Here is a 13,543-nt window from a genome sequence, read left to right as displayed (position 1 = left end):
TTACAACTTATCTATTTTTTCAATTAAACTTGGGATTAAGCGTATGGAAGCTAATTCCTTATATTTTTTTCTAAAACTATCTGCAGGGGTTCCAAAATAAGACGTATTTCCAGCAAGAGATTTGCTTACTCCGCTTTGCGCAGAAATTACAGCTTTCTCTCCAATAGTTATTCCACTAGTAATACCTACTTGTCCCCAAATGGTAACATCATTTTCTATGACTACACAGCCAGCAATACCTACTTGAGAAGCGATAAGGCAGCGTTCTCCAATCACCGTATCGTGACCTATTTGAACTTGATTATCTATTTTCGCACCTTTTCTTATAGTGGTTTCTCCTGTTACTCCCCTATCTATAGTACACGCAGCGCCAATATCTACGTTATTTTCAATGACTACTTTACCGCCAGATTTTAGTTTATCAAAACCTATATCCCTTTTTTTGTAATAAAAAGCATCGGCTCCCAAAACGGTTCCGGCATGAATTGTGACATTATCTCCAATAATCGTATGATCGTAAATACTCACATTGGAGTGTATACAACAGTTTTTACCGATTTTTACATGATTACCAATAAAAACATTTGGCTGAATAATAGTATCTTCCCCTACTTCCGCGGAAGCTGAAATCTCTTTCTTAGATTTTTGAAAAGGTTTGAAGTATTCGGTAAGTTTATTGAAATCTCTAAAAGGATCATCAGAAATTAATAAAGCTTTTCCCTTAGGACATTCCACATCTTTGTTGATAAGAATTACCGTCGCAGCGGAATTTAAAGCCTTATCGTAGTATTTTGGATGGTCTACAAAAACAATATCTCCTGCTCTAACCACATGAATTTCGTTCATTCCCAATACAGGAAAATCTTTATCGCCTACAAATTTAGATTGTATAATTGTAGCAACTTGCTGAAGGCTATGTTCTTGAGGAAAATCCATAAAGTAAGTTTTAAATCAGATTTAGAGTATTAGTAGCATTTCTGAAGCTTAAGAATTAAACTATAAAACTACTCTTTAATACGTTCTTTATACGTTCCTTTATCTGTTTCCACTCTAATCTTGTCTCCTTCATTAATAAAAAGAGGCACATTTACCTCTGCCCCAGTTTCCATCGTAGCAGGTTTGGTGGCATTGGTCGCTGTATTTCCTTTAATTCCAGGCTCTGTATGGGCAACTTCTAAAACAACACTTGGTGGCATTTCTACAGAAAGTGGTGCATTATCTTCTGTATTGATAATCACGGTTACCACTTCTCCTTCTTTCATTAATCCCGGAGAATCTAAAGCAGATTCTAACAAACGAATTTGGGTATAATCGTCTGTATTCATAAAGTGATAAAACTCTCCGTCTTGGTATAGAAACTGAAACTTGTGCGTTTCTACCCGCACCTCATCAATTTTGTGTCCTGCAGAAAATGTGTTTTCTATAGTTTTTCCTGTAGTTACACTTTTCATTTTTGTTCTTACAAAAGCAGGACCTTTTCCTGGTTTTACGTGTAAGAACTCTATTACTTTAAATATATCGTGGTTGTATTTGATACACAACCCATTTCTAATATCACTTGTATTTGCCATAATTTTTTAGTTTGAAAAATATCCTTTCATAATTCCTCTTTGAGAATTTTTAATAAATTCTAAAATGTCATCTCTTTCTGGAGTAGCTTCCATTTCGGCTTCAATAATTGCTACTGCTTGAGAATTGTTATAATTCTTTTGATATAATATTCTATAAATATCTTGAACCTCTCTAATTTTTTCGGTCGTAAAACCTCTTCGGCGTAAGCCTATAGAATTAATGCCTACATAGGACAAAGGTTCTCTTGCTGCTTTTACAAATGGAGGAACATCTTTTCTTACCAAAGAACCACCCGTAATAAAAGCATGACTCCCTATACTGCAAAATTGCTGTATCGCAGTCATTCCCGCTAAAATTACATAATCTCCAACATTTATATGGCCTGCAAGTGTACTATTATTTGAAAAAATACAGTTATCTCCAACAACACAATCGTGTGCGATATGGCAATAGGCCATAATCCAACAATTTTTACCCACAACCGTTTTCATACGGTCTGAAGTGCCTCTGTTAATAGTTACACATTCTCTAATGGTTGTATTGTCTCCAATAATGGTGACGGTATCCTCGTCGTTAAATTTTTTATCTTGCGGTACGGCAGAGATTACTGCCCCAGGAAAAATGCTAACATTTTTACCGATTCTAGCGCCTTCCATAATGGTTACGTTAGAACCAATCCAGCTTCCTTCTCCTATTATAACATTATTATGAATCGTTGTAAAAGGCTCTATTACAACATTTTTTGCGATTTTAGCACCTGGGTGCACATATGCCAAAGGTTGGTTCATAAAATTAGTTTATTTTGTTTTTACAATTTGCGCCATTAACTCTGCTTCTGCACATATCTTTCCGTTTGTATATGCGTAACCTTGCATATGACATATCCCTCTACGAATAGGCGAAATTAAAGTACATTTAAAAATGAGAGTATCTCCTGGAACTACTTTTTGTTTGAACTTCACATTGTCTATTTTCATAAAAAATGTCAAGTAATTTTCTGGATCTGGAACGGTACTTAAAATAAGAATTCCTCCTGTTTGAGCCATAGCTTCTACAATGAGTACCCCTGGCATTACTGGAGCTCCAGGAAAGTGACCTTTAAAGAATTCTTCATTCATAGTCACATTCTTAGTTCCTATAACATGATTGTCTGTCAGTTCAAAAATCTTATCTAGCAACAACATAGGTTGTCTGTGCGGTAACATTTTCATAATCTGATTCACATCCATCAAAGGAGGCTGATTTAAATCTACAAAAGGCACCTGATTACGTTTTTCGGCTTTAATCTTTTTAGCCATTTTCTTAGCAAATTCAGTATTTACTTTGTGTCCCGGCTTGTTAGCAATCACTCTTCCCTTTATTCTAGTACCTATTAAAGCCAAATCTCCTATCACATCTAACAATTTATGCCTAGCTGCTTCATTGGCATGATGTAAAGTAAGGTTGTCTAAAATCCCATTCGATTTAACCGATATATTGTCTTTATCAAAAACCTTTTTTAGTTTCTCCATCGTTTCAGGAGAAAGTTCTTTATCTACATAGACAATAGCATTATTTAAATCTCCGCCTCTAATGAGTCCGTGATCCAAAAGCGTTTCAATTTCATGTAAAAAACTAAAGGTGCGAGAATCGGCTATCTCGTCTTTAAACTCTTTTAAACTTTTGATGCTAGCATTTTGGGTTCCTAACACTTTGGTTCCAAAATCTACCATTGTAGTTATTTCATATCCACAAGAAGGAACCACCATTATCTCGCTGCCCGTTTCTTCGTCTACATAACTAATAATTTCTTTAACCTCGTAAAATTCTCTTTCTGCCTCTTGCTCTTGAATTCCAGCTTTTTCTAAAGCTTCTACAAAATATTTAGAAGAACCGTCCATAATTGGAGGTTCGCTAGCGTCTAACTCTATAAGTACATTGTCTATCTCTAAACCTACACAAGCGGCCAACACATGTTCTGAAGTTTGTATTTGTACGCCGTTTTTCTCTAGAGAAGTGCCTCGCTGTGTATTCACCACATAAGCAGCTTCTGCAGCTAAAGTAGGCTTTCCTTCTAAATCCATTCTCTTAAAAACATAGCCCTGATTTTCTGGAGCTGGCTTAAAAGTTAATTTGACCTCTTTTCCTGTATGAAGCCCCACTCCGGTTAAGGAAACTTCTTTTTGAATGGTTTGTTGTTTCATTTTTATTAATCTTTCTTCTTACTATTTTGCTGTTTCTCTAATTGATTTAATCTATCCATAGAATTAGGTAGATTTTTAAAATGTACGTAGGATTTATTAAACTTTCCTAAACTGAATGCAGGTGAACCTTGCAAGATTTCATCGTCTTTAACACTTCTACCAATACCAGATTGAGCCTGTACTTTTACGCGATCTCCTATTCTTATATGGCCTACAATACCTACTTGTCCTCCAATAATACAGTTTTTACCAATTTTTGTTGATCCAGCAACGCCTGTTTGGGCGGCAATTGCGGTATGTTCTCCAATCTCTACGTTATGAGCAATTTGAATTTGATTATCTAACTTAACCCCTTTTCGTATAATGGTAGAACCTAAAGTAGCTCTATCTATGGTTGTTCCCGCACCAATATCTACGTGATCTTCAATAATTACATTTCCTATTTGGGGTACTTTTTTATACTCTCCTTTTTCATTTGGCATAAATCCAAAACCATCAGAGCCTACTACCGCGCCACTTTGAATCACGCAGTAATTTCCAATAATAGTTTCCGAATAAATTTTTGCACCTCCAAAAACAATTACATTATCACCTATTACTACATTGTCACCAATGTAAGCATTGGGATACACCTTTACATTATCTCCTAGTTTCACGTTATTCCCTATATAAGCAAAAGTACCCAAGTATAAATTTTCTCCATGCGTTGAAGATTCTGCCATAAAACTTGGTTGTTCAATTCCAGATTTATTTAACTTTACTTGATTGTAATATTCCAAAAGAGTGGTAAACGATTTGTAAGAATCTTCTACCTTTATTAGTGTAGTCTTAATAGGTTTTTCGAACACAAAATCTTTATTTACAATACAAATAGACGCATTGGTGTCATAAATAAAAGATTCGTATTTGGGATTAGATAGAAAAGTTAATGAGCCTGCCTCGCCTTCTTCAATTTTCGCCAATTGAGTAACTTCAACTTCAGGATCACCCTGAATTTCTCCTTCTAATATTTCGGCTATTTGTGATGCTTTAAATTTCATTCTGACAAAAATAGAAAAAAATGTTAATCTTTTTGTTTTGGATAACAGATATAATATTTGACAACCGGTTTTGACAACGCATTTAAATTCAATTGGTCTGATGCCTTTGCAACGTCTTTAATCTTTCCGTTTTTATGCAAAATATTGATATTCTCTAGGTTGGCATTATATGCAAGGTTAGTAACTTTACCCGTAAATACAAAATAGGATGCCTCTTCTTCTGAAATATTATATTTTTTAATTAGATCTTTTAGGTAATTTTCTTTCTTCGCTTCAGAAATGGGTCTTTTTTTAAGTTGTACCTTCAGCAAATCTCGATCTATAACCATTCTACACAAATTACGCAGTACAAAATCTTCTTCATTTACCCATTCTTTCATTGCTGAAACAATATCGTAATCATCTAATTTGCTGAATTCATCTAGAATTTCTTCCGTAAAGTTTTCCTGCGTAATTTCTTGAGTTAAAAAATAATTTAAGGCTTTACTTGCCTGAAGCTTTACTCCTGTATTCGATACATATTTGGCTCTTTTTAAAACCCGAATAAGCAATTGCTCTGCTCCCAAACTTGTTTTATGTAAATAAACCTGCCAATACATCAAACGTCTAGCAACTAAAAATTTTTCTACGGAATAAATTCCTTTTTGCTCCACCACCAATTCATCATTAACCACATTAAGCATGGCAATAAGACGCTCGCTGTTAATATTACCTTCGGCTACTCCCGTGTAAAAGCTGTCGCGTTTTAAATAATCTAACCGATCTACATCCAGCTGACTTGCGATAAGTTGCTTAAAAAATTTTCGGTGATATTCTCCCTTAAAAATCTGAATGACCAACGTTAAACTTTGGTTAAATTCGGCATTCATTTTCTCCATAAATTGAAGCGAAATCCACTCATGACTAACCCCATTTACAATACTATGTTCCATCGCGTGGGAGAAAGGTCCGTGTCCAATATCGTGCAATAAAATAGCAATAAGCAGGGCTTCTTCTTCGTTTTTAGAGATTTCAACCCCTTTAAAACGAAGCACATCCAAAGATTTTCGCATGAGATGCATACAACCTAAAGCATGGTGAAACCGCGTGTGATGCGCGCCTGGATACACTAAATAAGAGATGCCCATTTGGGTGATTCTACGTAAGCGTTGAAAGTAAGGATGCTCTATAATATCAAAAATCCGTTCGTTGGGAATGGTAATAAATCCGTAAATTGGATCGTTTAATATTTTAAGTTTGTTTCTCTGATTCAAATCAAAAATTTAATAATTAAAGCAAATATACATATATGAACCATATCAAAGTACTTTGGGTAGATGATGAAATAGATTTATTAAAGCCGCACATTCTTTTTTTAGAAGGAAAAGGTTATGAGGTGACTACGTGCCAAAGTGGTACAGAGGCGATTGAGGAAGTAAGTGAGCAAAATTTTGATATTGTTTTATTAGATGAAAATATGCCTGGTTTAACTGGCTTAGAAACCTTATCGGAAATAAAAGCAAAACAAAGCACTTTGCCTGTGGTGATGATTACCAAAAGTGAGGAAGAGTATATTATGGAAGAAGCTATTGGTTCTAAAATAGCAGATTACCTGATTAAGCCCGTAAACCCGAATCAAATTCTTCTTAGTTTAAAAAAGAATTTGGACCATTCTCGTTTAGTTTCAGAAAAAACCACCTCCAATTATCAAGTAGAATTTAGAAAAATAGCTATGGATATGTCTATGGTGAACTCTTTTGAAGGATGGGCCGAAATCTACCAACGTCTTGTATACTGGGAGCTTCAATTGGAGCATATTGAAGACACTGGAATGTTTGAAATCTTAGAATCCCAAAAAATAGAAGCCAATACTCAGTTTTGTAAATTTGTAGAAAAGAATTACACTACATGGTTTGATGGTGATGATAAACCAACCATGTCGCATACCTTATTTAAAAATAAAGTAGTGCCAGAATTAAGTAAAGAGCAGCCTACTCTATTGGTGGTGATAGACAATTTGCGCTACGACCAATGGCGTGCTTTTGAACCTATCATTAATAATTATTATAAAAAAGAAAGCGAATCTCCTTTCTACAGCATTTTACCCACAGCCACGCAATACGCTAGAAATGCTATTTTCTCTGGCTTGATGCCTTCAGAAATGGAGAAAAAACATCCAGATTGGTGGTTAAATGATACCGATGATGGCGGAAAGAATATGTACGAAGAAGATTTTTTAATGGCGCAGTTAAAACGCTTAGGATTGGACTATAAAACTTCTTACCACAAAATTACTAGCCTTAAAGGCGGAAAAAAATTAGTAGACAGTTTTAAATCACAAAAAGATAATGATTTAACCGTTGTGGTGTATAATTTTGTAGATATGCTTTCTCATTCTAAAACTGAAATGGAAGTGATAAAAGAACTGGCTTCTAATGATAAGTCTTACCGCTCTTTAACCGAAAGTTGGTTTAAAAATTCTCCATTATTAGAAATTATACAACAGGCGCAACAATTAGGTTTTAAATTAATCATCACTACAGACCACGGAACGATTAATGCTAAAAATCCTTCTAAAGTCATTGGTGATAAAAATACAAGTCTTAATTTAAGGTATAAAACAGGAAGAAGCTTGACTTATGAAGATAAAGATGTGATCGCGGCTAAGAATCCTAAAGATTTTCATTTACCAAGTATTAATATGAGTAGTTCTTATATTTTTGCCAAAGGAGATCTTTTCTTTGCCTACCCCAATAATTATAATCATTATGTAAGTTATTTTAGAAATACCTACCAACATGGGGGCGTTTCTTTAGAAGAAATGATTATTCCATTTTCAGTACTTTCTCCTCGATAAAATAAGTAATATGAGACTTGATTACAGTTTATCTGAAATTTCTAATGTAGCTGCAAAAATCATAGCGGTTTCTTCGTGCAAAGTACTTTTATTTTATGGCGAGATGGGAGCAGGAAAAACTACGCTCATTAAAGAAATTGTAAAGCAACTAGGATCTCAAGATAAAGTGAGTTCTCCTACTTTTTCTCTGGTGAATGAATATCAAGGAGAAAATGGCTCTATATATCATTTTGATTTTCATAGAATCGAAGAAGAGGAAGAGGCTTATGATATAGGTTTTGAGGAATATATAGACTCCAATTCTTGGTGTTTTATAGAATGGCCTCAGCATGTAGAAAATTTATTACCTCTTACTAAAAATGAGGTTCATCTTTCTCGAATAAATTCCTCAAAAAGAAATCTAGTTTTTAAAAAATAACGTATATAGAGAAGACACATTAGTTGAAGTAAACAGTATTAACTATCTGTTAATCAGCGATTTTTATTTTAAAAATTTGCAAAGGTACGGTAAAGAAAATTACTAATTTTAACAAAATTATTTTTAAATTTGCCTTGTATTTAATCGTAATAATAAAACATTAATCGTAAAAACTACAACTATGAACACAAAAAACTTTATCTTCGCCATCGCAACTTTAGGATTTTTAGCAACTTCTTGTAGCCCACAAGCAATAGATGAACACACCACACAAGATAACATCAAATCAATCGAAAAAGCGGATATCATCGTCCCTCGTAACGGGTAGTATTATTGCGTTTGTAATCGCTGCAACACCATATATTTTTTATTTATATGAAAGTTTCCCAGAAGATATATCTACTTGGGAAACTTTTTTTTTCAATTATGAGGCAAAATGGTATGGACGTGTCTATATAAGTGTTTGGACTATGATGGCGAAATTTATTCCGTTGTTATTACTTATTATTTGGTTTTTCACCTGTAAACACTGGTGGTATCATGTAATCCTTATACCTATGGGTATGTTTTTCTTTCAGCTTTTAAGTGTGATCAATGACGACATGCAATATACCGATGAAACTGAGTTTTGGTACGTACTTCCTATTATGCTAGTGATTGTTCCTTTTGTATATCTTATGAGAGTCAAGCTTTTTAAAAGTATCAACTCTCAAGACTTAGACGATTTAGAACAAGAGTTTTTGAAGAACCGAGGATTTTTTGCTCAAATCAAAGATCTTTTCAAATAAGTATATCTTAAATGCTTGTGAAGTTCTGCTTTTTTTTATTTCTTTATACAAATGCAAATTCCTATGGGCAGACCAACTACACCTTTCAGTCAAGCTGAATTAATTCCGCAGGAAGAAACCCTAGAGATCCAAAAATCTAAAGGGAAATTATACATTGGTCTCCCAAGAGAAACTTCTTATCAAGAAAAACGAGTTTGCCTTACTCCAGATGCTGTTGCTGCAATTACAACCCACGGTCATCGCGTACTTATTGAAAGCAATGCCGGCATCGATGCTAACTTTAGCGATAAAGAGTATAGCGAAGCCGGAGCAAAAATTACCAAAGACACAGCAAAAGTCTTTGCCTGCCCTATTGTACTCAAAGTAGAACCGCCTTCTTTTGAGGAATTAAAATGGATGAATCCGCAAAGCATACTTATATCGGCATTGCAACTAAAAACCCAGTGCAAAGAATATTTTAAAAAATTGGCAGAAAAACGCATTACCGCGTTGGCTTTTGAATTTATTAAAGATGAAGATGGAAGTTACCCAGCAGTTAGAGCCTTAAGTGAAATTGCGGGAACAGCTTCGGTTTTAATAGCTTCGGAATTGTTAGCAAATCCTTTAGGCAGCGGACTAATGTTTGGAAATATTAGCGGAGTTCCTCCCGTAGAAGTAGTCATCATTGGTGCAGGAACTGTGGGAGAATTTGCAGGAAGATCTGCGCTTGGTTTAGGTGCAAATGTGAAAGTATTTGATAATTCACTCACGAAATTAAGAAATATTCAAACCAATTTAGGAAGACCTTTATATACCTCTACCCTACAACCTAAAAATCTAACCAAAGCATTAAAACGTGCAGATGTAGTGATAGGAGCTGTAAGAGGAAACGACCGCTCCCCTATTATTGTCACCGAGGCTATGGTGGAAACGATGAAAAAAGGAGCTGTGATTATTGATGTAAGTATTGATATGGGAGGTTGTTTTGAAACTTCAGAAGTCACCTCTCATGATAATCCTACCCAAATAAAACACGATGTAGTTCATTATGGGGTGCCCAACATTCCTTCCAAATACTCTCGTACATCTTCTATCTCTATCAGTAATATATTTACTCCTTCCCTATTGCATATAGCAGAATCTGGTGGTTTAGAAAATACCTTAAGATTTGACCGTGGTTTACGAAATGGATTGTATTTTTACCACGGAATTTTAACCAACAAATCGGTTGCAGATTGGTTCAACCTATCTTACAGAGATATCAATTTGCTCATTTTTTAAATTAATATGAAGTTAGCAGCAAGACTTGCCTACTATTCAGTAGGTTTTTTTATAGGTATTATTATTTTGATGTTTTTCCTTAGCGGAAAAAAAACTTCTTGTGATTACGGTCCAGATGCACGAGTTTTAAAGAATATTAGAATCAAGAATAAAAACTACCAACCTCAGGCTCTTTTATTTTTAAAAGAGAACCAAATGGATTCTACCGCGGTAGAAAAAGTATTAAATTCGGGAGATGTGAATTTTTCTAATAGCAATACTGCTCTAGATTCTTGTAAGGTGTATGCGGTAGAAGGAAAAGTAAACGAAAAAGTACTTTTGCTACGAATAGAGAACTGTGAAAATCAAGCTACCATCCAAGAAATAAACTTTAAGAAAAATTAAGAATAAATTTTTTCTAAAAGTCTATAAAACTTTATTCTTTTTTTTATTATTGCTGAAAGAATACAAAACAAAAAAGAGTCGTTTTTATGAAAAGAGTAATAGTTGATTACAAAAAATTGACGCCAGAAATTTTAGGGCTTTTGGTAGAAAAATATCCCGATGGTTATGATGATGACCATATAATCACGTTTAAAAATGCTAAAAACGAAACTATTGAAGCGGTAGAAGTAAAAACCGAAGATTCTATCTACTTGGTAAAAGTAAGTACGCGTCTAGAAAACACAATGGCGAATTATGAAGAAGATGATTATGAAGATGAGGATTTAAACGAGCCTATTGAAGAAATCAACGCCAACGACAAGAAACTTTTACAAGAAGATTTAGATATAGATGCTGAAGATGATGATGATGAAGAGAACGACAAAGAAGAAGAGTAACCTATATTAGAATTATTGTAAAAAGCCTTCCCATTTTCACGGAAAGGCTTTTTTGTTTTTATATAAATTTTTTTAATCCGCCCACATCAGCTAGGCCATCTTTTTTAAAATTTCCAGTAGCTTCTCATGCATTTCTTGCGTATAATCTAAATGCGTAACCATTCTCAGCTTTCCTTGTCCCATACTGCTAATAATTACATCTTTTTCTTTTAGCTTCATTACAAACTCGCTTTCGCTGATTTCTTCTGCTAAATAAAAAATAATGATATTGGTTTCTATAGGCTCTACTTCTTTTACGTAAGCTTGGTTTGTCAAAACTTTCCCTAGCTCTTGAGCTCTTTTATGATCTTCGGCTAATCGATCTATATGGTTTTCTAAGGCATAAATTCCTGCGGCAGCCATAAAGCCTATTTGCCGCATTCCGCCACCTAATACTTTACGCACGCGCATCGCATTTTTCATGACTTTCTCACTCCCAATTAAAACGGAACCTAAAGGAGCGCCCAATCCCTTGGATAAACAAACGGAAATACTATCAAAAATTTCACCATATTGTTGTGCACTTTCTTCTTTCGCTACCAACGCATTAAACAACCGAGCTCCATCTAGATGCAATCCTAAATCATGTGCATCGCAAACTTTTCTTATCTTTTTAAGCTCCGCAAAATCATAGCACGCGCCGCCGCCTTTATTGGTGGTATTTTCTAAACAAACTAAGGAAGTCAACGGACTGTGGTAAAAATCTGGAGGATTAATAGCTTCCTCCACTTGTGCTGCTGTGATCATTCCACGATTGCCGTCTAGTAATTTACAAGAGACTCCGCTGTTAAAAGAAACTCCGCCACCTTCATAATTATAAACGTGTGCCCATTTATCACAAATTAATTGCTCGCTGGGTTGCGTGTGAAGTTTAATAGCGGCTTGGTTTGCCATGCTTCCCGTAGGAAAGAATAAGGCTTTTTCTTTCCCAAACATTTTAGCCAAACGTTCTTCCAATACATTTACGGTGGGGTCTTCTTTATAAACATCATCCCCTACTTTTGCTTGCATAATAGCTTTCATCATGCCAGGCGTAGGTCTAGTAACGGTATCACTTTTTAAGTCTATCATTTCATTTTTTTATCAAGGAAGTCAAATTTACATGAAATGTTTAAGCTGTACTTGTTTTTGCGCGAGGGATTGAGTGGCATGTTTGAGCTCTTTTTGCTTTTTTAAAAAGTAAAAAAGCGAGTAACGAAAGCCCGACCCTTATTTTTTATAAGGGACGCGCCCAAATAAAACGGCATTTCTTCATAAATAAGTGCTGAAATCTTTTTGTGACGGCTAACGAACTTCTATTTTTGTTTTCAACACTAAAAAATAAGCAAAGATGATTACCCAAGATACCCTAAAAGACCTTAAAGATCGTGTCACTGCCCTAAAACAATATCTTTGACATTGATGCCAAACGCATAGAGATTATTAATGAGGAAGAAAAAACCTTCGCTCCAGATTTTTGGGACAATCCGCAAGAAGCTCAGAAATTAGTACGAAGTCTTAATCAAGAAAAGAAATGGGTAGAAGCCTACGAGAATAGCCTCACCTTTTATGAAGATTTAGAAGTCATTTTTGAATTTTATAAAGAAGGGGAAGCTTCTCTAGAAGATGTAACTCAACGTTACGAGAAGCTAAAGAATCTTTTGGAAGATTTAGAGTTTAAAAATATGCTTTCTGAAGAAGGAGACGAACTTTCGGCGGTGCTTCAAATTACTGCTGGTGCGGGAGGAACAGAAAGTTGTGACTGGGCCAATATGCTTATGAGAATGTATCTCATGTGGGCAGATAAGCAAGGTTTTAAAGTAAAAGAACTCAATTACCAAGAGGGAGATGTGGCAGGAATTAAAACCGTGACCCTAGAAATTGAGGGTGATTATGCTTTTGGTTGGCTAAAAGGAGAAAATGGCGTTCACCGTTTGGTGCGTATTTCCCCTTTTGATAGCAATGCGAAACGACATACTTCTTTTGCTTCTGTTTATGTGTATCCTTTGGTGGATGATTCTATAGAAATAGATATTAACCCAGCAGATATTGAGATTACTACCGCTAGATCTAGTGGTGCCGGAGGACAAAATGTAAATAAAGTAGAGACAAAAGTTCAACTTGTGCATCATCCTACAGGAATTCGAATTTCATGTTCAGAAACTCGCTCCCAACAGTATAATCGGGAGACTGCCATGAAGATGCTTCGGTCGCAATTGTATGAAATTGAGCTTCAAAAACAACTCGCGCAACGCGAAGATATTGAAGCCGAAAAAATGAAAATTGAATGGGGTTCACAAATTAGAAATTATGTAATGCATCCTTATAAGCTGGTGAAAGATGTAAGAACGGCAGAAGAAACCGGAAATGTAGATGCGGTAATGGACGGACATATTGATGATTTCTTAAAAGCTTATCTTATGATGATGGGACAGAAAGAGGAGCGTTAGTCGTTAGTCGTTAGTCGTTAGTCGTTAGTCGTTAGTCGTTAGTCGTTAGTCGTTAGTAAAAATATAGAACTGAAGTATAAAACACTCAAATTTAGTAGTTTACTGCCGAATAAAAAGTAATCTTTTGTGAAAAAATCAACTAAAAATTCTATTTTAA

Annotated in this window: 14 protein-coding genes; 7 read left to right on the top strand and 7 right to left on the bottom strand. The window is 35.0% G+C overall.

The features are described from left to right. The 6 genes from RLT85_RS10185 to RLT85_RS10160 all read right to left on the bottom strand — a co-directional run bounded on the left by RLT85_RS10185 (position 1) and on the right by RLT85_RS10160 (position 6,048). Positions 1-936 carry a UDP-3-O-(3-hydroxymyristoyl)glucosamine N-acyltransferase gene (locus RLT85_RS10185; protein ID WP_311401933.1) on the bottom strand — a complete coding sequence of 312 codons (936 nt, stop codon included), beginning with the start codon at positions 934-936 and terminating at the stop codon, positions 1-3. 68 nt (positions 937-1,004) lie between these two features. Further along, positions 1,005-1,571, bottom strand: a complete 567-nt coding sequence (efp, locus tag RLT85_RS10180; protein ID WP_311401932.1) for an elongation factor P — start codon at positions 1,569-1,571, stop codon at positions 1,005-1,007. 6 nt (positions 1,572-1,577) lie between these two features. After that, positions 1,578-2,360 carry an acyl-ACP--UDP-N-acetylglucosamine O-acyltransferase gene (gene lpxA, locus RLT85_RS10175; protein ID WP_311401931.1) on the bottom strand — a complete coding sequence of 261 codons (783 nt, stop codon included), beginning with the start codon at positions 2,358-2,360 and terminating at the stop codon, positions 1,578-1,580. 9 nt (positions 2,361-2,369) lie between these two features. Continuing rightward, positions 2,370-3,755, bottom strand: coding sequence for a bifunctional UDP-3-O-[3-hydroxymyristoyl] N-acetylglucosamine deacetylase/3-hydroxyacyl-ACP dehydratase (locus RLT85_RS10170; RefSeq protein ID WP_311401930.1), 1,386 nt, complete (start codon positions 3,753-3,755; stop codon positions 2,370-2,372). A gap of 5 nt (positions 3,756-3,760) precedes the next feature. Next, positions 3,761-4,795: a UDP-3-O-(3-hydroxymyristoyl)glucosamine N-acyltransferase gene (lpxD, locus tag RLT85_RS10165; RefSeq protein ID WP_311401929.1), complete on the bottom strand. Its 1,035-nt coding sequence runs from the start codon at positions 4,793-4,795 to the stop codon at positions 3,761-3,763. 23 nt (positions 4,796-4,818) lie between these two features. Then, the gene (locus RLT85_RS10160; protein ID WP_311401928.1) at positions 4,819-6,048 is read right to left on the bottom strand and encodes an HD domain-containing protein; all 1,230 of its coding nucleotides are present in this window, start codon (positions 6,046-6,048) and stop codon (positions 4,819-4,821) included. Positions 6,049-6,083: 35 nt separating this feature from the next. Between RLT85_RS10160 and porX the strand changes: the two genes are divergently transcribed. From porX to RLT85_RS10130, 6 genes are all read left to right on the top strand, one after another. Continuing rightward, the gene (porX, locus tag RLT85_RS10155; protein WP_311401927.1) at positions 6,084-7,631 is read left to right on the top strand and encodes a T9SS response regulator signal transducer PorX; all 1,548 of its coding nucleotides are present in this window, start codon (positions 6,084-6,086) and stop codon (positions 7,629-7,631) included. A gap of 10 nt (positions 7,632-7,641) precedes the next feature. Beyond that, positions 7,642-8,049, top strand: coding sequence for a tRNA (adenosine(37)-N6)-threonylcarbamoyltransferase complex ATPase subunit type 1 TsaE (gene tsaE / locus RLT85_RS10150; RefSeq protein WP_311401926.1), 408 nt, complete (start codon positions 7,642-7,644; stop codon positions 8,047-8,049). Positions 8,050-8,306: 257 nt separating this feature from the next. After that, positions 8,307-8,837 (top strand): hypothetical protein, encoded by a 531-nt coding sequence (locus RLT85_RS10145; RefSeq protein WP_311401925.1) that lies wholly within the window; start codon positions 8,307-8,309, stop codon positions 8,835-8,837. 63 nt (positions 8,838-8,900) lie between these two features. Then, on the top strand, positions 8,901-10,097 hold the full coding sequence (locus RLT85_RS10140) for an alanine dehydrogenase (RefSeq protein ID WP_311401924.1): 1,197 nt from the start codon (positions 8,901-8,903) through the stop codon (positions 10,095-10,097). A 6-nt stretch (positions 10,098-10,103) separates the two neighbouring features. Beyond that, the gene (locus RLT85_RS10135) at positions 10,104-10,481 is read left to right on the top strand and encodes a hypothetical protein (protein WP_311401923.1); all 378 of its coding nucleotides are present in this window, start codon (positions 10,104-10,106) and stop codon (positions 10,479-10,481) included. A gap of 86 nt (positions 10,482-10,567) precedes the next feature. After that, positions 10,568-10,918: a hypothetical protein gene (locus RLT85_RS10130; protein ID WP_311401922.1), complete on the top strand. Its 351-nt coding sequence runs from the start codon at positions 10,568-10,570 to the stop codon at positions 10,916-10,918. Positions 10,919-11,008: 90 nt separating this feature from the next. On the opposite strand, the gene RLT85_RS10125 is transcribed toward RLT85_RS10130, so the two are convergent. Continuing rightward, entirely contained in the window at positions 11,009-12,028 is a 1,020-nt protein-coding gene (locus RLT85_RS10125; RefSeq protein WP_311401921.1) for a threonine aldolase family protein, read from the bottom strand. 259 nt (positions 12,029-12,287) lie between these two features. Between RLT85_RS10125 and prfB the strand changes: the two genes are divergently transcribed. Continuing rightward, positions 12,288-13,386 (top strand): peptide chain release factor 2 gene (gene prfB, locus RLT85_RS10120; protein WP_311401920.1). Its coding sequence is split into 2 segments (ribosomal slippage): positions 12,288-12,350 and positions 12,352-13,386, totalling 1,098 coding nucleotides; the frame shifts between segments, so codons are not numbered across the junction. The last annotated feature ends 157 nt before the right edge of the window (positions 13,387-13,543 follow it).

Source organism: Mesonia ostreae, from assembly GCF_031845265.1.
Classification (GTDB): domain Bacteria; phylum Bacteroidota; class Bacteroidia; order Flavobacteriales; family Flavobacteriaceae; genus Mesonia; species Mesonia ostreae.
This window is presented reverse-complemented; position numbering and strand designations above follow the sequence as displayed.

Bases quoted from the DNA above. Each gene is read 5' to 3' on its own strand.
- porX (WP_311401927.1), top strand. From the start codon at position 6,084: ATGAACCATATCAAAGTACTTTGGGTAGATGATGAAATAGATTTATTA.
- RLT85_RS10170 (WP_311401930.1), bottom strand. From the start codon at position 3,755: ATGAAACAACAAACCATTCAAAAAGAAGTTTCCTTAACCGGAGTGGGG.
- efp (WP_311401932.1), bottom strand. From the start codon at position 1,571: ATGGCAAATACAAGTGATATTAGAAATGGGTTGTGTATCAAATACAAC.
- RLT85_RS10135 (WP_311401923.1), top strand. From the start codon at position 10,104: ATGAAGTTAGCAGCAAGACTTGCCTACTATTCAGTAGGTTTTTTTATA.
- RLT85_RS10145 (WP_311401925.1), top strand. From the start codon at position 8,307: ATGAACACACCACACAAGATAACATCAAATCAATCGAAAAAGCGGATA.
- RLT85_RS10185 (WP_311401933.1), bottom strand. From the start codon at position 936: ATGGATTTTCCTCAAGAACATAGCCTTCAGCAAGTTGCTACAATTATA.
- lpxD (WP_311401929.1), bottom strand. From the start codon at position 4,795: ATGAAATTTAAAGCATCACAAATAGCCGAAATATTAGAAGGAGAAATT.
- lpxA (WP_311401931.1), bottom strand. From the start codon at position 2,360: ATGAACCAACCTTTGGCATATGTGCACCCAGGTGCTAAAATCGCAAAA.
- tsaE (WP_311401926.1), top strand. From the start codon at position 7,642: ATGAGACTTGATTACAGTTTATCTGAAATTTCTAATGTAGCTGCAAAA.
- RLT85_RS10130 (WP_311401922.1), top strand. From the start codon at position 10,568: ATGAAAAGAGTAATAGTTGATTACAAAAAATTGACGCCAGAAATTTTA.
- RLT85_RS10140 (WP_311401924.1), top strand. From the start codon at position 8,901: ATGGGCAGACCAACTACACCTTTCAGTCAAGCTGAATTAATTCCGCAG.
- RLT85_RS10125 (WP_311401921.1), bottom strand. From the start codon at position 12,028: ATGATAGACTTAAAAAGTGATACCGTTACTAGACCTACGCCTGGCATG.